At 60.1% G+C, this 19,458-nt stretch carries 17 protein-coding genes; 7 read left to right on the top strand and 10 right to left on the bottom strand.

What is annotated here, in order from left to right; translation table 11 throughout:
• Positions 1–125: 125 nt before the first annotated feature.
• The 8 genes from fabI to gloB form a co-directional block, all read right to left on the bottom strand.
• The gene (fabI, locus tag ACQ4OE_RS26565) at positions 126–920 is read right to left on the bottom strand and encodes an enoyl-ACP reductase FabI (protein WP_007910591.1); all 795 of its coding nucleotides are present in this window, start codon (positions 918–920) and stop codon (positions 126–128) included.
• A 19-nt stretch (positions 921–939) separates the two neighbouring features.
• Positions 940–2,550, bottom strand: a complete 1,611-nt coding sequence (locus ACQ4OE_RS26560; RefSeq protein WP_150650479.1) for an ABC transporter ATP-binding protein — start codon at positions 2,548–2,550, stop codon at positions 940–942.
• A gap of 1 nt (position 2,551) precedes the next feature.
• On the bottom strand, positions 2,552–3,571 hold the full coding sequence (locus ACQ4OE_RS26555) for an ABC transporter permease (protein WP_007910587.1): 1,020 nt from the start codon (positions 3,569–3,571) through the stop codon (positions 2,552–2,554).
• Position 3,572: 1 nt separating this feature from the next.
• Positions 3,573–4,646, bottom strand: a complete 1,074-nt coding sequence (locus ACQ4OE_RS26550) for a microcin C ABC transporter permease YejB (RefSeq protein WP_430948445.1) — start codon at positions 4,644–4,646, stop codon at positions 3,573–3,575.
• A 4-nt stretch (positions 4,647–4,650) separates the two neighbouring features.
• Positions 4,651–6,492, bottom strand: coding sequence for an extracellular solute-binding protein (locus ACQ4OE_RS26545; protein ID WP_430948444.1), 1,842 nt, complete (start codon positions 6,490–6,492; stop codon positions 4,651–4,653).
• Entirely contained in the window at positions 6,489–8,321 is a 1,833-nt protein-coding gene (locus tag ACQ4OE_RS26540) for an extracellular solute-binding protein (protein WP_430948443.1), read from the bottom strand. The genes ACQ4OE_RS26545 and ACQ4OE_RS26540 overlap by 4 nt, the downstream gene beginning before the upstream one ends.
• A 165-nt stretch (positions 8,322–8,486) precedes the next feature.
• On the bottom strand, positions 8,487–9,950 hold the full coding sequence (locus ACQ4OE_RS26535; RefSeq protein WP_430948442.1) for a transglycosylase SLT domain-containing protein: 1,464 nt from the start codon (positions 9,948–9,950) through the stop codon (positions 8,487–8,489).
• A 99-nt stretch (positions 9,951–10,049) separates the two neighbouring features.
• Positions 10,050–10,817 carry a hydroxyacylglutathione hydrolase gene (gene gloB / locus ACQ4OE_RS26530; RefSeq protein WP_430948441.1) on the bottom strand — a complete coding sequence of 256 codons (768 nt, stop codon included), beginning with the start codon at positions 10,815–10,817 and terminating at the stop codon, positions 10,050–10,052.
• Between the two features lie 66 nt (positions 10,818–10,883).
• Here gloB and ACQ4OE_RS26525 point away from each other — a divergent pair, with 66 nt between their 5' ends.
• From ACQ4OE_RS26525 to ACQ4OE_RS26505, 5 genes are all read left to right on the top strand, one after another.
• Complete coding sequence (locus ACQ4OE_RS26525; RefSeq protein ID WP_430948440.1) at positions 10,884–11,642, top strand: class I SAM-dependent methyltransferase; 759 nt, start codon at positions 10,884–10,886, stop codon at positions 11,640–11,642.
• Positions 11,643–11,733: 91 nt separating this feature from the next.
• Positions 11,734–12,204, top strand: a complete 471-nt coding sequence (gene rnhA, locus ACQ4OE_RS26520; RefSeq protein ID WP_064118581.1) for a ribonuclease HI — start codon at positions 11,734–11,736, stop codon at positions 12,202–12,204.
• 194 nt (positions 12,205–12,398) lie between these two features.
• The gene (dnaQ, locus tag ACQ4OE_RS26515) at positions 12,399–13,157 is read left to right on the top strand and encodes a DNA polymerase III subunit epsilon (RefSeq protein ID WP_430948439.1); all 759 of its coding nucleotides are present in this window, start codon (positions 12,399–12,401) and stop codon (positions 13,155–13,157) included.
• Between the two features lie 107 nt (positions 13,158–13,264).
• Positions 13,265–15,520, top strand: coding sequence for an Orn/Lys/Arg decarboxylase N-terminal domain-containing protein (locus tag ACQ4OE_RS26510; protein WP_430948438.1), 2,256 nt, complete (start codon positions 13,265–13,267; stop codon positions 15,518–15,520).
• A 14-nt stretch (positions 15,521–15,534) separates the two neighbouring features.
• Positions 15,535–16,149: a GNAT family N-acetyltransferase gene (locus ACQ4OE_RS26505; RefSeq protein WP_122594327.1), complete on the top strand. Its 615-nt coding sequence runs from the start codon at positions 15,535–15,537 to the stop codon at positions 16,147–16,149.
• On the opposite strand, the gene ACQ4OE_RS26500 is transcribed toward ACQ4OE_RS26505, so the two are convergent.
• Positions 16,115–17,008, bottom strand: a complete 894-nt coding sequence (locus tag ACQ4OE_RS26500; RefSeq protein WP_430948437.1) for a LysR family transcriptional regulator — start codon at positions 17,006–17,008, stop codon at positions 16,115–16,117. The two genes, ACQ4OE_RS26505 and ACQ4OE_RS26500, sit on opposite strands and share 35 nt — an antisense overlap.
• A gap of 88 nt (positions 17,009–17,096) precedes the next feature.
• Entirely contained in the window at positions 17,097–17,327 is a 231-nt protein-coding gene (locus tag ACQ4OE_RS26495; protein WP_430948436.1) for a hypothetical protein, read from the bottom strand.
• 183 nt (positions 17,328–17,510) lie between these two features.
• Here ACQ4OE_RS26495 and ACQ4OE_RS26490 point away from each other — a divergent pair, with 183 nt between their 5' ends.
• Positions 17,511–18,068: an NADPH-dependent FMN reductase gene (locus ACQ4OE_RS26490; protein ID WP_007910565.1), complete on the top strand. Its 558-nt coding sequence runs from the start codon at positions 17,511–17,513 to the stop codon at positions 18,066–18,068.
• Positions 18,069–18,169: 101 nt separating this feature from the next.
• Positions 18,170–19,453 carry an arsenic transporter gene (locus ACQ4OE_RS26485; protein ID WP_430948435.1) on the top strand — a complete coding sequence of 428 codons (1,284 nt, stop codon included), beginning with the start codon at positions 18,170–18,172 and terminating at the stop codon, positions 19,451–19,453.
• The last annotated feature ends 5 nt before the right edge of the window (positions 19,454–19,458 follow it).

Here is a 19,458-nt window from a genome sequence, read left to right as displayed (position 1 = left end):
TCCTCTTCTACCCCACCTCGGTCGCAACCATCCCCACTCCTACAAAGGGATTTTTGGTGTTGCGGGAATTGTGGGCATAAAAAAACCCGCCTGAACAGGCGGGTTTTTTATCGGCTAAGCGAAGATCACTCTTCGATGTTGCCCATGGCGGTGGTGTTGAAGCCGCCGTCGACGTACATGATTTCGCCGCTGATGCCCGAGGCCAGGTCGGAGCACAGGAAGGCGCCGGCGTTGCCGACTTCGTCGATGGTGACGTTGCGACGCAGCGGAGTTTGCGCTTCGTTGGCGGCCAGCATTTTACGGAAGTTCTTGATGCCGGAAGCTGCCAGGGTACGGATCGGGCCAGCCGATACGCAGTTGACGCGAGTGCCGTCCGGGCCCAGGGAGCCGGCCAGGTAACGCACGCCAGCTTCCAGCGAAGCCTTGGCCATGCCCATGACGTTGTAGTTCGGCATGGTGCGCTCGGCGCCCAGGTACGACAGGGTCAGCAGGCTGCCGTTGCGGCCTTTCATCATTTCGCGACCGGCTTTGGCCAGGGCCACGAAGCTGTAGGCGCTGATGTCGTGAGCGATGCGGAAACCGTCACGGGTGGTGGCTTCGGTGAAGTCGCCGTCCAGTTGGTCGCCCGGGGCGAAACCAACGGAGTGAACGATGCAGTCCAGGCCATCCCACTTCTTGCTCAGTGCTTCGAAGACCTTGGCGATTTCTTCATCGCTGGCCACGTCGCACGGGAAGCACAGCTCAGGGCTCGAACCCCAGCCTTGGGCGAATTCTTCAACACGACCTTTCAGTTTGTCGTTCTGATAAGTGAAGGCAAGCTCAGCGCCCTCGCGATGCATGGCGGCAGCGATGCCGGATGCGATGGACAGCTTGCTGGCGACACCGACGATCAGTACGCGCTTACCGGCGAGAAAACCCATGTGTTGCTCCTCTTTCAGGTTATTGCGCAGTGGCTGGTGCCAAAAAAGCGGCTTCCAGCAACTGCTGTGTATACGGATGTTGGGGGGCGGCAAAAATACTTTGCGCGTCTCCCTGTTCGACCACTTGGCCATGCTTGACCACCATCAACTGGTGGCTCAGCGCTTTGACGACAGCCAGGTCATGGCTGATAAACAAATACGTCAGGTTGTACTTGGCTTGCAGTGAACGCAACAGCTCCACTACTTGCCGCTGCACCGTCCGGTCGAGGGCCGAAGTCGGCTCGTCCAGCAGGATCAGCGCCGGTTTCAGCACCAAGGCCCGGGCAATGGCGATTCGTTGCCGTTGCCCACCGGAAAATTCGTGGGGGTAGCGGTGCCGGGTTTCCGGATCCAGACCTACCTCCTTCAAAGCCGCAATAATCGCCGCCTGTTGCTCCTCGGCGGTGCCCATCTTGTGAATCCGCAGGCCTTCGCCAACGATGTCACTGACACACATGCGCGGGCTCAAGCTGCCAAACGGGTCCTGAAACACCACCTGCATCTCCCGACGCAACGGGCGAACCTCGTTCTGCGTCAGGCAGTCTAGCTGCTTGCCCTCAAAACGGATCGCGCCTTTGCTGCCGATCAAGCGCAAAATCGCCAGACCCAATGTGGATTTGCCGGAACCGCTTTCGCCCACAATCCCCAAGGTCTGACCCTGAGGCAGGCTGAAATTGATGCCGTCGACTGCCTTGACGTGATCCACCGTGCGCTTGAGCAGGCCTTTCTTGATCGGGAACCAGACTTTCAGGTCCTCGACTTCAAGCAGCGGCGCGCCGATTTTATTGCTCGCCGGGCCTCCGCTGGGCTCCGCGCCGAGCAATTCCCGAGTGTACGGATGCTGTGGCGAACGGAACAGCTCTTCGCACGATGCCTGTTCGACGATGCAACCGCGCTGCATGACACATACGCGATGCGCAATTCTTCGCACCAGGTTCAAATCGTGACTGATCAGTAACAGCGACATGCCCAATCGAGCCTGCAATTCCTTGAGCAAATCGAGGATTTTCAGCTGAACGGTCACGTCCAGAGCGGTGGTCGGTTCGTCAGCAATCAGCAGTTCCGGCTCGTTGGCCAGGGCCATGGCGATCATCACGCGCTGGCGCTGACCACCGGACAATTCGTGGGGCAGGGCTTTGAGGCGCTTGTGCGGCTCGGGGATGCCGACCATCTCCAGCAGTTCCAGCGTGCGCTTGGTCGCGACTTTACCGGTCAAGCCCTTGTGGATGCCGAGGACTTCGTTGATCTGCTTCTCGATCGAGTGCAGTGGGTTTAGCGAGGTCATCGGCTCCTGAAAGATCATCGCAATGCGGTTGCCACGAATGTGGCGGATGGTTTTTTCACTGAGCCCCAGCAGGTTTTGCCCGGCGTAATTAATACTGCCGGCGGGGTGGCGGGCCATCGGGTAGGGCAGCAAGCGCAGGATCGAATGCGCAGTCACCGATTTGCCCGAGCCGGATTCGCCCACCAGCGCGAGGGTTTCGCCACGCTTGATGTCGAAACTCACGCCTTCAACGACCCGGTGCACGCGCTCGCCAAAACCGAATTCGACGGCGAGGTCGCGCACTTCGATCAGATTGTCCTGATTCATTTCACTTCCTCGGGTCGAAGGCATCGCGAGCGGACTCGCCGATAAACACCAGCAAACTCAACATCAACGCCAGCACGGCAAATGCACTCATGCCCAGCCACGGCGCTTGCAGGTTGGATTTGCCCTGGGCGACCAGTTCACCCAGCGACGGACTGCCGGCGGGCAAGCCGAAACCGAGGAAGTCCAAAGCGGTGAGGGTGCCGATGGCGCCGGTGAGAATGAACGGCATAAACGTCATGGTCGAGACCATCGCGTTGGGCAGGATGTGGCGGAACATGATCGCACCGTTCTGCATGCCCAGCGCCCGCGCGGCGCGTACGTATTCGAGGTTACGGCCACGGAGGAACTCGGCGCGCACCACGTCGACCAGGCTCATCCACGAAAACAGCAGCATGATCCCCAGCAGCCACCAGAAATTCGGCTGCACGAAACTGGCGAGAATGATCAGCAGGTACAGCACCGGCAAGCCCGACCAGATCTCCAGAAAGCGCTGCCCGGCCAGATCGACCCAGCCGCCGTAGAAACCCTGCAAGGCGCCGGCGATCACGCCGATGATCGAACTCAACACGGTCAGTGTCAGCGCGAACAGCACGGAAATACGGAAACCGTAAATCACCCGCGCCAGCACATCGCGACCCTGATCGTCAGTGCCGAGCAGATTGTCCGCCGACGGTGGCGCCGGGGCCGGGACTTTCAGATCGTAGTTGATGCTCTGGTAGCTGTAGGGAATCGGCGCCCACAACACCCACGCATCCTTGGCCTTGAGCAGTTCGCGGATGTACGGGCTCTTGTAGTTGGCTTCCAGCGGGAATTCGCCGCCGAAGGCGGTTTCCGGATAGCGCTTGATCGCCGGGAAGTACCAGTTGTTGTCGTAATGCACCACCAACGGCTTGTCGTTGGCGATCAGTTCGGCGCCGAGGCTGAGGCCGAACAGGATCAGAAACAGCCACAGCGACCACCAGCCGCGCTTGTTGGCTTTGAACAGTTCGAAGCGGCGGCGGTTGAGAGGGGACAGGTTCATCTCAATGCTCCCGGCTTTCGAAGTCGATGCGCGGATCGACCAGGGTGTAAGTGAGGTCGCCGATCAGTTTCACCACCAATCCGAGCAGGGTGAAGATGAACAGGGTGCCGAACACCACCGGGTAATCGCGGTTGATCGCCGCTTCGAAACTCATCAGGCCGAGGCCGTCGAGGGAGAAGATCACTTCCACCAGCAAGGAACCGGTGAAGAAGATGCCGATAAACGCCGACGGGAAGCCGGCAATCACCAGCAGCATGGCGTTGCGGAACACATGGCCGTAGAGCACGCGATGACGGGTCAGGCCTTTGGCCTTGGCGGTAACCACGTACTGTTTGTTGATCTCGTCGAGGAAGCTGTTTTTGGTCAGCAGGGTCATGGTCGCGAAGTTACCGATCACCAGCGCCGTCACCGGCAATGCCAAGTGCCAGAAGTAATCGAGGATCTTGCCGACGAAACTCAGCTCATCGAAGTTGTTCGAGGTCAGTCCGCGCAACGGGAACCAGTCGAGATAACTGCCGCCGGCAAACACCACGATCAGCAGAATCGCAAAGAGGAACGCCGGGATCGCGTAGCCGACGATGATCGCCGAACTGGTCCAGACATCAAAGTGGCTGCCGTGGCGCGTGGCTTTGGCGATCCCCAGCGGGATCGACACCAGGTACATGATCAGCGTGCTCCACAGCCCCAACGAGATCGACACCGGCATCTTTTCCTTGATCAGGTCGATGACCTTGGCGTCGCGGAAGAAACTGTCGCCGAAATCCAGCGTCGCGTAGTTCTTGACCATGATCCACAGGCGTTCCGGGGCCGACTTGTCGAACCCGTACATGTGCTCGATTTCCTTGATCAGCGCCGGGTCCAGACCCTGCGCGCCGCGATAGGACGAACCGGCCACCGACACCTCGGCACCGCCACCGGCAATCCGGCTGGTGGCGCCTTCGAAGCCTTCGAGCTTGGCGATCATCTGTTCCACCGGGCCACCGGGCGCGGCCTGAATGATCACGAAGTTGATCAGCAGAATGCCGAACAACGTCGGGATGATCAGCAGCAGTCGCCGAAAAATATACGCCAGCATCTGATTACTCCGTGCCCGCAGGGTCGACTTGCAGTTTGGTTTCGACTTCTATCGCCGGTTTCGCGTCAGGCTTGACCCACCAGGTGCTGGTGCCGATGTCGTATTTGGGTGAGACCTTCGGGTGACCGATGTGATTCCAGTAAGCCACGCGCCAGGTCTTGATGTGCCAGTTGGGCACCACGTAGAAGCCCCACTGCAACACGCGATCCAGCGCACGGGCATGGGCCACCAGACTGATGCGCGAATCGGCGTTGATCAGGTTCTCGACCAGTTGATCGACGATCGGGTCCTTCAGGCCCATGGTGTTGCGGCTGCTGGCCTTGTCGGCGGCGGCGCTCATCCAGTATTCGCGTTGCTCGTTACCCGGCGAGTTGGACTGCGGGAAGCTGCCGACCATCATGTCGAAGTCCCGCGAGCGCACGCGGTTGATGTACTGGGAAACGTCGACGCGGCGGATCACCAGATCGATGCCGAGGTCGCTGAGGTTGCGTTTGAACGGCAGCAGAACCCGTTCGAATTCGGTCTGCGCCAACAGGAACTCGATGACCACCGGTTTGCCGGTAGCGTCGACCATTTTGTCGTCGACGATCTTCCAGCCAGCCTCTTGCAGCAGTTGATAGGCCTCGCGCTGCTGGGTGCGGATCATGCCGCTGGCGTCGGTCTTCGGATTTTCGAACGCTTCACTGAACACCTGCGCCGGCAGTTTGCTGCGGAACGGCTCGAGGATCGCCCGTTGATCGGCGTCAGGCAGGCCGGTGGCGGCCATTTCCGAGTTTTCGAAATAGCTGCGGGTGCGGAAATAGGCGCCGTTGAACAGTTGCTTGTTGGTCCACTCGAAATCGAACAGCAGACCCAGTGCCTGACGCACGCGCACGTCCTGAAACACCGGACGGCGCAGGTTGAAGACGAAACCCTGCATGCCGGTCGGGTTGCTGTTGGCGATTTGCTCCTTGATCAAACGGCCCTCGGTGACCGCCGGAATGTTGTAGGCGTTGGCCCAGTTTTTCGCGGTCATCTCCAGCCAGTAATCGAACTGCCCGGCCTTCAGCGCTTCAAGGGCGACGGTGTTGTCGCGGTAGTAATCGGTGGTCATCGTGTCGAAATTGTAGAAGCCACGGTTGACCGGCAGGTCCTTGCCCCAGTAATCCTTGACCCGCTCGTAACGCACCGAGCGGCCAGCCTTAACCTCGGCGACCTTGTACGGTCCGCTACCGAGCGGAATTTCCAGGTTGCCTTTGTTGAAATCGCGATCGGCCCACCAGTGTTTTGGCAGCACGGGCAACTGGCCGAGGATCAGCGGCAATTCGCGATTGTTGCTGTGCTTGAACTTGAACAGCACCTTCAGCGGGTCTTCGGCGATCACTTCCGAGACGTCGCTGTAGTAGCCGCGAAACATCGGTGAGCCTTCCTTGGTCAGCGTGTTGAAGCTGAACACCACGTCGTCGGCGCGCACCGGATGACCGTCGTTGAAGCGCGCCTCTGGTCGCAGGTAGAACCGCACCCAGCTGTTGTCCGGGGCTTTTTCGATTTTGCCGGCGATCAGGCCGTATTCGGTGAACGGCTCGTCGAGGCTGTGTTTGGTCAGGGTGTCGTAGATTTGCCCGATGTCATCGGCCGGCACGCCTTTGCTGATAAACGGGTTGAGGCTGTCGAAGCCGCCGAACCCGGCCTGACGGAAGACCCCGCCCTTGGGCGCATCGGGGTTCACGTAATCGAATTGCTTGAAATCGGCCGGGTATTTCGGCGGCTCGTTGTACAGGGTCACGGCGTGTTGCGGGGCGGCGCAGGCCAGCCCGGCGAACAGCAAGCCGCTGGCCTGGACGAGCAGGGCGCGGATGGGTTTCATCGATCTTTCTCCGAAGACTTCAGCCACCACGCGCTCAGGCCCAGGGTGTAGGGCGGCGTGGTGACGAAGGCCAACCGATTGCGGTAGGCCAGGCGGTGATAATTCAGATACCAGTTGGGAATGCTGTAGTGCTGCCAGAGCAGCACGCGGTCGAGCGCCTTGCCGGCGGCGACCTGTTCGTCGCGGGTGCGCGCGGCGAGCAATTGTTCGAGCAGGTGATCGACCACCGGGTTGGCGATGCCCGCGTAATTCTTGCTGCCCTTGACCCCGACCTGACTGGAGTGGAAGTACTGCCATTGCTCAAGGCCCGGGCTTAAGGTCTGGTTGAGCGTCATCGAGATCATGTCGAAATCAAATTGATCGAGGCGTTGTTTGTATTGCGCCCGATCTACGGTGCGCAGGCGCGCGTCGATGCCAATGCTGTTGAGGTTCTCGATGTAGGGCTGGTACAGGCGCTCCAGGTTCGGATTGACCAGCAGCAGCTCGAACCGCAGCGGTTGGCCGTCAGCGTTTTGCAGGCGCTGACCGTTGAGCTTCCAGCCGGCCTCGGCGAGCAGGGCCAGCGCCTTGCGCATGGTCTCCCGGGGAATGCCGCGACCGTCGGTCTTTGGCAGGGTAAACGGCTCGGTGAACAGCTTGGCCGGGAGTTGTTCTTTGTACGGCTTGAGCATCAGCCATTCATGCCCGACCGGCAGGCCGGTGGTTGTGAATTCGCTGTTGGGGTAGTAACTGGTGGTGCGTTTGTAGGCGTCGCTGAACAGCGCGCGGTTGGTCCATTCGAAGTCGAACATCAGGCCCAGCGCTTCGCGAGTCTTCACGTCGGCGAAGGTGGTGCGGCGGGTGTTCATGAACAGGCCCTGACTCTGGGTCGGGATCTGATGCGGGATCTGCGCCTTGATCACGTCGCCACGGCGTATGGCCGGGAAGTTGTAGCCGTTGGCCCAGTTCTTCGCCTGATGCTCGATGTAGATGTCGAACTCGCCAGCCTTGAACGCTTCGAAGGCGACATCGCTGTCGCGGTAGAACTCGACTTCCATGCGATCGAAGTTGTACTTGCCGCGATTGACCGCCAGGTCCTTGCCCCAGTAATCCTTGACCCGTTCGAAGATCAACTGCCGGCCGGGCGTCACCGAGGTGATGCGATACGGCCCGCTGCCCAGTGGCGGCTCGAAGGTGGTGGCCTTGAAGTCGCGGCCCTTCCAGTAATGCTGCGGCAGCACCGGTAATTCGCCGAGGCGCAGGATCAACAGCGGATTGCCCGAGCGCTTGAGCACGAAACGAATGCGCTGCGGATTGAGAATATCGACCCGCAGCACTTCCTGCAGGGCCGTGCGGTACAGCGGATGGCCGTCCTTGAGCAGCGTTCGATAGGAGAACGCCACGTCATAGGCGGTGATCGGTGTGCCATCGTGAAAACGTGCTTCGGGGCGCAAATTGAACACCACCCAGCTGCGATCTTCGCTGTATTCCACCGACTGCGCGATCAAGCCGTAGCTGGACGCCGGTTCGTCGCCAGACGGCGAATACTGGCCGGTGCCGACCATCAACGGCTCGTTCAGCTCGTTGATGCCGTACTGGAGGAAATTCGCGGTGGTGACCGGGCTGGTGCCTTTGAAAGTGTACGGATTGACCGTATCGAAGGTGCCAAACGCCATCACCCGCAACGTACCGCCCTTGGGCGCTTGCGGGTTGACCCAGTCGAAGTGGGTAAATCTGGCCGGGTACTTGAGCGTACCGAACTGCGCATAACCGTGACTTTCGGTAATCGTCGCGCTTGCGGTTGAGCTCAAGGCCAGGCTGATCAGGAGCAGGAGGAGGGGACGCTTCAAGTCAGATCCGATCCAGGCGGCTTGGGCTTTGTGGGCCGTACAGTAACAGCTTGTCTGGACAGGAAAAAGATGCGGGTTAATGCGCGGTTAATCGGCGAGAGGCAACTCATCGGCAATGAAACAAGCGGCAATAAAAAAGCCCCTGAAAACTCAGGGGCTCTTCTGTCAGTGCGGCTGGTAAACCGTGAGCATCTGCCCCGGCTTCAATGCCTTGCCCGCACCCGGATTCCAGCGCTTGAGATGCTGCATCTCGACGTTGAATCGCTTGGCCACGACGTACAGCGTGTCGCCGCGTTTGACCTTGTATTGGGTCTGCTGCTCGCTGTCGCTCTTGCCTTTGGTCTTGCTATTGGCCGCCACCACCGTGTTGACCCGACCGGACTTGCGCGCCGGGCTGCGCTTGGTGTTGTCCTGCATGACCAGCGTCTGGCCGACCTTGAGGTTCTTGCCGGTGAGCTTGTTCCAGCGTTGCAGATCCTTCACTTCGACCTTGTTGGCCTTGGCGATGGAGCCGAGGTTATCGCCACGCTTCACGCGATAAGCACGCTTGAGCTTGGCCACTTCCGATGGATCGGCACCTTCGAACACCGGTTTCAGCGAACGCGTGCTGATCAGTTCGTCAGGTCGCATGTTCTGCAAACTGGCGGTGAGCAATTGCGCCTTCGACGTTGGTACCAGCAAATGCTGAGGGCCGTCGATGGTGGTGCGTTGCTTGAAGGCCGGGTTGAGCTGGAACAGTTCGTCTTCGTCGATGTTGGCCACTGCAGCGACCTTGGACAGGTCCATGCGCTGGTTGATTTCGACGACCTGGAAGTACGGTTCGTTGGCGATCGGGTTGAGGTTCACCCCGTAGGCTTCCGGCGCCAGTACCACTTGCGACAGTGCCAGCAGTTTCGGCACGTACGCCTGGGTTTCCGCCGGCAGCGGCAGGTTCCAGTAGTCGGTGGGCAGGCCAAGCTTTTCGTTACGTTCGATGGCGCGGCTGACCGTGCCTTCACCGGCGTTGTACGCCGCCAGTGCCAGCAGCCAGTCACCGTTGAACATGTCGTGCAGACGGGTCAGGTAATCCATGGCTGCGGTGGTCGACGCGGTGATATCGCGACGGCCATCGTAGAAACGGGTCTGACGCAGGTTGAAGTAACGCCCGGTGGAAGGAATGAATTGCCACAGACCCACAGCATCGGCCCGGGAATAGGCCATCGGGTTGTAGGCGCTTTCAATCACTGGCAGCAGGGCCAGTTCCAGCGGCATGTTGCGTTCTTCGAGGCGTTCGACGATGTAATGAATGTAGAGACTGCCGCGTTCGCCGGCGTTCTCGAGGAAAGAGGGATTGCTGGCGAACCACAGGCGCTGTTGCTCGATGCGCGGGTTCACGCCCAGGCCTTCCTGCAACTGGAAGCCCTGGCGCATGCGTTCCCAGATATCCTGGGGAACCTGCGGGCTGGGCTTCTCGGTCAGCCAGATCGGCTTCTGCTTGGCTCGCGCAGCAATGTTCGGCGTATGGGTCGCTTCAGTCTGCGGAGCATGGCTGGAACAGCCCGCCAGCGTGGCGGACACAGCCACCGCGATGGCTTGCGCCAGGCGGGTCAATGCGTCTGAATTGACGGACTTACGTATGGATGACGACATTGGCTGGAAGTAAGTTCCGGGCAAAAATGTCGGGCGATTCTAGAAAGCGCACCCCTTGCGGTCAACCATTCAGAATTTTTGTACCAGCCGGAGGGGGTCTTAGAACTTATCTTTCCAGGCCCGCAGAGCCGCAAAAACCTCACTCGGCGCCCGGTTTTGAGCGCCGGCCCGTTCGTCCACTTTTTGTGTAACCAATGTTTCAGAGGTGCGCAAAAACGGATTGGTGAGCTTTTCCAGGGCGATGGTCGACGGCAGGGTCATGACGCCGTTTTGCCGTTGCTGGCTGACTTTTTCCAGACGGGCGGCAATGTCCGGGTTGCCCGGTTCGACAGCGGCGGCAAACTTCAGATTGCTCAGGGTGTATTCGTGGGTGCAGTAGACCAGCGTATCGTCGGGCAGAGCGGCCAGGCGTCCGAGCGAGTGATACATCTGCTCCGGCGTGCCTTCGAACAGTCGACCGCAACCGGCGGCGAACAGGGTGTCGCCGCAGAACAGCAGCCCGTGGTGGTAAAAGGCAATGTGTCCCAAGGTGTGACCGGGCACCGCGTAGACAGCGAAGTCCCAGCCGAGCACGCTGACGCTGTCGTTATCCTTGAGCGCCACATCGCGCGCCGGGATGCTTTCACTGGCCGGACCGTAGACCGTCGCGCCGCTCGCCGCCTTGAGGCGTTCGACGCCGCCGACGTGATCGTGGTGATGGTGGGTGATCAGGATATCGCTGAGCACCCAGCCCGGGTGGGCTTCGAGCCAGGCCAGAACCGGCGCGGCATCGCCCGGATCGACCACCGCGCAGCGTTGGGTACGATGGTCTTGTAACAACCAGATGTAGTTGTCGGTGAACGCGGGCAGGGCACTGATCTGTATCATCGTCGGAATTCGCCAAGCGGAAAACATTGGCGCATCTTAGTAGTTCCTGGCGCGTTGGAGAATGACATGACCGATAAAGCGTTCGCTCAGGCTGATCCTGACTGGCTGGCGTTGATCAGCGCCGCCCGTGAATGGCTCTCGGGGCCGCTCGGGCAATTTCTGCTGGATGAAGAGCGGCGCATGCTCGACGATGAGCTCGGGCGCTTCTTCGGCGGCTATCTGGTGCATTACGGGCCATCGGCCGAAACCCCGCCGTCGGCGCCGCAAGTGCAGCGTAACGTGCGTCTGGGCGCGCCGTTGCCCGGGGTCGAGATCGTCTGCGAGGAACAAGCCTGGCCATTGAGCGAGCATGCGGCCGACGTTGTGGTGATGCAGCATGGTCTGGATTTCTGCCTGTCTCCCCACGGTTTGCTGCGTGAAGCGGCGAGCAGCGTGCGTCCCGGCGGGCATCTGCTGATTATCGGCATCAACCCTTGGAGCACTTGGGGCCTGCGCCACGTGTTCTCTCACGACGCCTTGCGTCAGGCCCGCTGCATCTCGCCGTCGCGGGTCGCCGACTGGCTCAATCTGCTCGGCTTCGCGCTGGAGAAACGCCGCTTCGGGTGCTATCGTCCGCCGCTCGCGTCGCCCAAGTGGCAGGCCCGTCTGGCCGGCTGGGAACGCAAGGCCGGCGACTGGCAATTGTCGGGCGGCGGCTTCTATTTATTGGTCGCGCGCAAGATTGTGGTCGGGCTGCGGCCGTTGCGGCAGGAACGCCGCGAGCCGATGGGCAAGCTGATTCCGCTGCCGATGGCCAAGGTCAATCGCCGCCGCATCGAACCGTAAACCTTCTTTTATTTGTGGCCGGATTTATCCCGGCCCGGGCCATCGTCGATCCGTGATCGGCGAGGCAGGCATTTATTCTGGATAGAGTGGCATGAGCGAAAGCGTTGAAAGCGTCGACACCGTAGAACTGTTCACTGACGGCGCCTGCAAAGGCAACCCCGGCCCGGGCGGCTGGGGCGCCTTGCTGGTGTGCAAGGGCGTGGAAAAAGAGCTGTGGGGCGGCGAAGCCAATACCACCAACAACCGCATGGAACTGCTCGGCGCGATTCGCGGCCTCGAAGCCTTGAAGCGTCCGTGCGAAGTGTTGCTGGTGACCGACTCGCAGTACGTGATGAAGGGCATCAACGAGTGGATGGCCAACTGGAAGAAGCGCGGCTGGAAAACAGCGGCGAAAGAACCGGTGAAAAACGCTGACCTGTGGAAAGAGCTGGACGAGCAGGTCAATCGCCACACCGTCACCTGGAAATGGGTGCGCGGGCACATTGGCCATCACGGTAACGAGCGGGCGGACCAGTTGGCTAACCGTGGCGTGGACGAAGTGCGCGGTTACAAGCAGAGCTGATTTTGTCGTTACACCGTGGTGCATTCAATCGCCAGCAGGGCTGGCTCCCACAGGGGATTTGTGAAAGCCACAGATCCAGTGTGGGCAGCTAGCCCTGCTGGCGATTGAGGCGACACGGTCTGACTGAAACACCCCCCCGAGCGTGTTAACATCCGCGTTTTTTGCAAGATCGACCCGTTGAGAGCTGAGCACTGATGGCCACCAGATCCGTTGTACTCGATACCGAAACCACCGGCATGCCGGTGACCGATGGTCACCGGATCATTGAAATCGGCTGTGTCGAACTGATCGGTCGGCGCCTGACGGGCCGGCATTTTCACGTTTACCTGCAACCGGATCGCGAGAGTGATGAAGGCGCCATCGGCGTTCACGGCATCACCAACGAATTTCTGGTCGGCAAGCCGCGGTTCAACGAAGTCGCCGATGAGTTCTTCGAGTTCATCAAAGGCGCGCAGCTGATCATCCATAACGCGGCGTTCGACGTTGGCTTCATCAACAACGAATTCGCGCTGATGGGCCAGCAGGATCGCGCTGATATCACCCTGCACTGCTCGATCCTCGACACCCTGATGATGGCCCGGGAACGTCACCCGGGGCAGCGCAACAGCCTCGATGCCTTGTGCAAACGTTACGGCGTCGACAACTCTGGCCGCGAGCTGCACGGCGCTTTGCTCGACTCGGAGATTCTCGCCGACGTCTACCTGACCATGACCGGTGGCCAGACCAGCCTGTCGCTGGCCGGCAATGCTTCTGACGGCAATGGCACCGGTGATGGCGCGGACAACTCGGCGACCGAGATTCGTCGTTTGCCAGCGGATCGCCAGCCAGCGCGGATCATTCGCGCGACTGAAGATGAATTGGCGGCGCACCTTGTGCGGCTGGAAATCATCGCCAAATCGGCGGGCGCCCCGGCGATGTGGACGCAAATTGCCGAAGCTGACGCTCAGGCATAACACCCCTGCAAGTACTGACAACTGGCCACCCTCGCCACATTCGCTGCAACCCTCTACCCTGAGTGCATTGGCAGATTCGATTCTGCCGCCTCAGGACACTGAGCCCCATGTACAAAGATTTGAAGTTTCCGGTGTTGATCGTCCATCGCGACATCAAGGCCGACACGGTCGCCGGTGACCGCATCCGTGGCATCGCCCGGGAGCTGGAGCAGGAAGGGTTCAATATCGTTTCGGCCATCGACTACACCGAAGGACGGTTGGTCGCGTCGACCCACCATGGCCTGGCATGCATGCTGATTGCCGCCGAAGACGCCAGCACAAACTCGCATTTGTTGCAGAACATGGCCGAATTGATCGGTCTGGCGCGGGTGCGTGCGCCGGATCTGCCGATCTTTGCCCTCGGCGAACAAGTCACCCTAGAGAACGCCCCGGCCGATGCCATGGCCGAGCTCAATCAATTGCGCGGCATTCTTTATCTGTTTGAAGACACCGTGCCGTTTCTCGCCCGGCAAGTGGCGCGGGCCGCGCGCAAATATCTGGATGGTTTGCTGCCGCCGTTTTTCAAGGCGCTGGTGCAGCACACCGCCGACTCCAATTATTCCTGGCACACACCCGGTCATGGCGGTGGCGTCGCCTATCACAAGAGTCCCGTGGGGCAGGCGTTCCATCAGTTTTTTGGCGAGAACACCCTGCGTTCGGATTTGTCGGTGTCGGTGCCAGAGCTTGGTTCGCTGCTCGATCACACCGGCCCGCTCGCCGAAGCCGAAGCGCGGGCGGCGCGCAATTTTGGCGCTGATCACACCTTTTTCGTGATCAATGGCACTTCGACCGCCAACAAGATTGTCTGGCACTCGATGGTCGGTCGCGATGATCTGGTGCTGGTCGATCGCAACTGCCACAAGTCGGTGTTGCACGCGATCATCATGACTGGTGCGATCCCGTTGTACCTGTGCCCGGAGCGCAATGAACTGGGCATCATCGGGCCGATTCCGCTCAGCGAGTTCAGCCGCGAATCGATCCAGGCCAAGATCGACGCCAGTCCGCTGACCAAGGGCCGCGCGCCGAAAGTCAAACTCGCCGTGGTCACCAATTCGACCTACGACGGCCTCTGCTACAACGCCGAACTGATCAAGCAAAGCCTCGGCAACAGCGTCGAAGTCCTGCATTTCGACGAAGCCTGGTACGCCTATGCGGCGTTCCACGAATTCTTTGCCGGGCGTTACGGTATGGCCACTTCGCGCAGCGAAGACAGCCCGCTGGTCTTTACTACGCATTCCACGCACAAGCTGCTCGCCGCGTTCAGTCAGGCCTCGATGATTCATGTGCAGGATGGCGGGGCGCGACAACTGGATCGCGACCGTTTCAACGAAGCGTTCATGATGCACATCTCGACCTCGCCGCAGTACAGCATCATTGCTTCGCTGGATGTGGCGTCTGCAATGATGGAAGGCCCGGCCGGACGTTCGCTGTTGCAGGAAACCTTCGACGAAGCCCTGAGCTTCCGCCGTGCGCTGGCCAATTTGCGCCAGCACATTGCCGCCGATGACTGGTGGTTTTCGATCTGGCAGCCGCCGGGTGTCGAAGGCATCGACCGTGTGCAGACTGAAGATTGGCTGTTACAGCCCGATGCCGACTGGCACGGGTTCGGCGAGGTCAGTGACGATTACGTGTTGCTCGACCCGATCAAGGTCACGCTGGTCATGCCGGGGCTGAATGCCGGCGGTGCGCTGAGCGAGAAGGGTATTCCCGCGGCGGTGGTCAGCAAGTTCCTTTGGGAACGTGGGCTGGTGGTCGAAAAAACCGGCCTGTATTCCTTTCTGGTGCTGTTCTCGATGGGCATCACCAAAGGCAAGTGGAGCACGCTGCTCACCGAGCTGCTGGAGTTCAAACGCAGCTATGACGCCAACGTCCGCCTCGATACCTGCCTGCCGTGCGTGGCGCAACAAGACACCGCGCGTTATCGCGGCATGGGCCTGCGTGATTTGTGCGATCAACTGCACGCCTGCTACCGCAGCAATGCCACGGCCAAACACCTTAAACGCATGTACACCGTGCTCCCGGAGATCGCCATGAAGCCGGCTCACGCCTACGATCATCTGGTGCGCGGTGAAGTCGAGGCAGTACCGATCAATGAGCTGGAAGGGCGCATCGCCGCGGTGATGCTGGTGCCGTACCCGCCGGGCATTCCGTTGATCATGCCCGGTGAGCGCTTTACCGAATCGACCCGTTCGATCATCGATTACCTGAAATTTGCTCGCACGTTCGATAGCAGCTTCCCCGGTTTTGTCGCGGATGTGCATGGATTGCAGCACGAAGATGAAGGCAATGGGCGGCAATACACCGTCGATTGCGTCAAGGAATGAGGAGCTTTGCGAGCATGCGACCGGTCATGAATCCGAAATACCCAGGGCTGTCGGTGCGGGTCGCCGATGAAGGCTTCGCGCCGTATATCTGGGGCAGCGATTTCAGTTTCGAAGTCGCCGCCTATGGCGCCGCCGTGATTGGCCAGCCGGTCGAGCAATGGCGAGTGACGCCGATCGTGCCGTATCGCAAGTGCTACGGCATCGATCCAGAGGAATTCAGCGCCTTTCACAACGCGCCCGACAGCGCGATTTTCATGGCGTATCTGGATGATGAGCCGGTCGGCCATCTGGTGATCAGCACCAACTGGAACGGCTTTGCCCATATCGACGAACTGGCCGTGCATGCCCCGGCGCGTCGGCACGGTGTGGCGAAAGCGTTGCTCGACGTGGCGCAGTTCTGGAGTCGCAAGAAGAAACTGCCGGGGATCATGCTGGAAACCCAGAACAACAATCTCGGTGCCTGTCGTTTGTACGAGCGCTGCGGATATGTGATCGGCGGGGTCGACCAGTTACGCTATCGCGGCATCGACCCGAACACCGCTGAAGTGGCGCTGTTCTGGTATCGCTTGTTTGATAATCCGCTGGAAAATTCGCTCAGCTCGCCAACATCGCCTCGGCTTGTTCCGTGATGATCGCGAGTAACGCCTGAATCGCCGATGACGGCGCGGTGTGCTTGAAGGTCAAGGCATAGAGACTGATCGGTACGGCGGGTGACAACGGACAAACATCCAGCCCGGCGGCGCGCGCGCCCAGTGCGGTGAACGGGTCGACGATGGCCAGACCTTCGCCGGCCTCGACCATGCTGCGCATCATCTGGTGGGTTTGTACGCGGGTCTGGATGCTCGGTGCCGGGCGCAGGGCCTGAAGCTTGTTTTCCAGCGCCGGGCTCAACGGGTCCTGACCTTCGAGACCGATCATGGCCTGGCCGGCCAGATCCTGCAGGGAAATGTATTTCTGTTTTGGTTGCAGCCAGCCGTGGGGCGCGAGCAGTTGCAGCTTGCCTTGGGCCAGTGGCCGGCATTCGATATCGGGATGTTCGGGGTCGTGCAGGCTCAAGCCCAGATCGCTTTCACGCAACAACAGGCTGCGGACGATATCGCGGGTCGGCGCGCTGAGCAGGCTGCACGGTGCGTCGGGCAGGCGTCGGCGCAGGGCGGCAAGACTTTGTGGCAATAATTGCTGCGCCAGCGGCGGGGTGCCGATGATGCGCAAGGGTGGGGCGAGGTACTGTTTGAGGCTGCTGGCCAAACGCTGAACTGGCTCCAGCGCTTCATAGACATGGGCGATTTCGACTTGCAACGCCCGTGCTTCGGGCGTCGATTGCAGGCGCCCACGCACACTGGCGAACAGCATGAACCCCAACTGACTTTCGGCTTCACGCAAACGCTCTTCGACCTCGGTCACGGGCAGCTGCAGCCATTCGGCGGCGGTGCCCAGGTGACCGGTCTGCAAAAGCGCCTGAATCACTTCGATATGACGTAAACGCATGCGTGAAGTCCATGTTCAGCAGGTGGGGTCATCAGTGGCTGAATCCTACCCCAAGTCTGCGCATATGACTTCTGCTCATAACGCTGAGTTATGAAGCGACGGTTGGCTCAGGTTCGCGGATCAGGGTGATGCCGGACTGAACCAGGATGAACTCGCTCTCACTGACCTTGTTGACGCGATCGCCAATGGCCAGTTTGTAAATAGGCTCCGAGCCAGTCGCACCGTCTGCCGACGGGTTGGATTCCTGGAACTCATGCACGGAATAAACGCGGCCTTCCGCATCTCTTGCATGGAACTGACCGACGAGTACTGCTGCCATCTGCTTAGAACCTCTGGAGATAAAACGCTTGATTTGCGGCTTGGTAGACCGCCATCAAGGCCTGTAAGTTTTCCTACAGGAAAAAAATAATCAACACGCGGGAATTTCCCTCGGGTGCTGGTGGAATCGTCACCGGATCATCTATAACTACTGGCTCCTCCCACGGACAATCGAGAGTCTTCCATGAGCAATGTCTACAACGTCGCGGTAGTGGTCGGTAGCCTGCGCAAAGCATCGATCAATCGCAAGGTCGCCCTGGCCCTGGCGGAGCTGGCCCCGGCGAATCTCAAACTTGAGATTGTCGAAATTGGCGATCTGCCACTCTATAACGAAGACATCGACGGTGATTCACCGCCGGCAGCCTACAGCACTTTCCGGGAAAAAGTGGGTTCTTCCGACGCGGTGCTGTTTGTGACCCCGGAGTACAACCGCTCGGTGCCTGCGCCGTTGAAGAACGCGATTGACGTTGGTTCGCGGCCTTATGGCAAAGCCGTGTGGAGCGGCAAGCCGGGCGCGGTGATCAGCGTCTCGCCGGGCGCCATTGGCGGCTTCGGGGCCAACCAGCATCTGCGTCAGTCGTTCGTGTTTCTGAATGTGCCGTGCATGCAGCAGCCGGAGGCCTATCTGGGCGGCGCGGGCTCGGCGTTTGATGAGGCGGGCAAGTTGAGCGAGTCGGTGAAACCTTTTCTGCAGAGTTTTATCAATGCTTACGGACAATTCGTAGAACAACACAAGAAATAAGCAGACCAAAATCCCCTGTGGGAGCGAGCCTCCCACAGGTTTATCTACTTGGCTCGGCATTCGTCGTGGTCTTTTTACCCAATTATTGAAGGCTGTCGCGGATGCTCGCTGCGTCACTGATTTTCCTGCTGACCATCACCCTTGTCATCTGGCAACCCAAAGGCCTCGGCGTCGGCTGGAGTGCGACGCTTGGCGCCGTGCTGGCGCTGATCTTTGGCGTCGTCCATCTGAGCGATATTCCGCTGGTGTGGCAGATCATCTGGAATGCCACCGGCACCTTCGTCGCGCTGATCATCATCAGTCTGCTGCTCGACGAAGCGGGTTTCTTCAATTGGGCCGCGCTGCATGTGGCGCGTTGGGGGCGGGGCAGCGGGCGCAAGCTGTTTGCCTTCATGGTGTTGCTCGGCGCGCTGGTTTCGGCGTTGTTCGCCAATGACGGCGCGGCGCTGATCCTCACGCCGATCGTGATTTCGATGCTGCTGGCGCTGCGTTTTTCCCCGGCGGCGACTCTGGCATTTGTCATGGGCGCCGGGTTCATCGCCGATACCGCCAGCCTGCCGTTGGTGGTGTCGAACCTGGTCAACATTGTTTCCGCAGACTTCTTCCACATCGGCTTCAACCGTTATGCGGCGGTGATGGTGCCGGTCAACTTCGTCAGCGTCGCGGCGACGTTGGGCATGTTGCTGTGGTTCTTTCGCCGCGACATTCCCAAGGCTTACGACCCCGAACAGCTCGAAGACCCAGAAACTGCGATCCACGACAAAGCCACGTTTTATGCCGGTTGGGCGGTGTTGGCGATCTTGTTGATCGGCTGTTTTGCCCTTGAGCCGCTGGGCATTCCGATCAGCGCGATATCCGCCGTGTGCGCCGCGCTGTTGCTGGGCATCGCTGCCCGCGGCCACAAGATTTCCACGCGCAAAGTGATGAAAGAAGCGCCGTGGCAGATCGTGATTTTCTCGCTGGGCATGTATCTGGTGGTCTATGGCCTGCGCAACGCCGGGTTGACCGGGTATCTGGCGGGTTGGCTGGACGTCTTCGCAGGGCACGGCGTCTGGGGCGCGGCGATGGGCACCGGTGTGCTGACCGCGTTGCTGTCGTCGATCATGAACAATCTGCCGACGGTGTTGATCGGTTTGTTGTCGATCGATGCGAACCAGGCGAGCGGGGTGATCAAGGAAGCGATGATTTACGCCAACGTGATCGGCAGCGATTTGGGGCCGAAGATCACGCCGATTGGCAGTCTGGCGACGTTGTTGTGGCTGCATGTGCTGGAGCGCAAGGGCATTCACATTGGCTGGGGCTATTACTTCCGGGTCGGGATCGTGTTGACGGTGCCGGTGTTGTTGGTGACGTTGGCGGCTTTGGCTGTGCGTTTATCCCTTTAGACCGA

It is taken from the genome of Pseudomonas sp. WC2 (genome assembly GCF_050586545.1).
Taxonomy (GTDB): Bacteria; Pseudomonadota; Gammaproteobacteria; order Pseudomonadales; family Pseudomonadaceae; genus Aquipseudomonas.
Note: the sequence above shows the minus strand (reverse complement) of the source record. Positions and strands in the feature narration are given on the sequence as shown.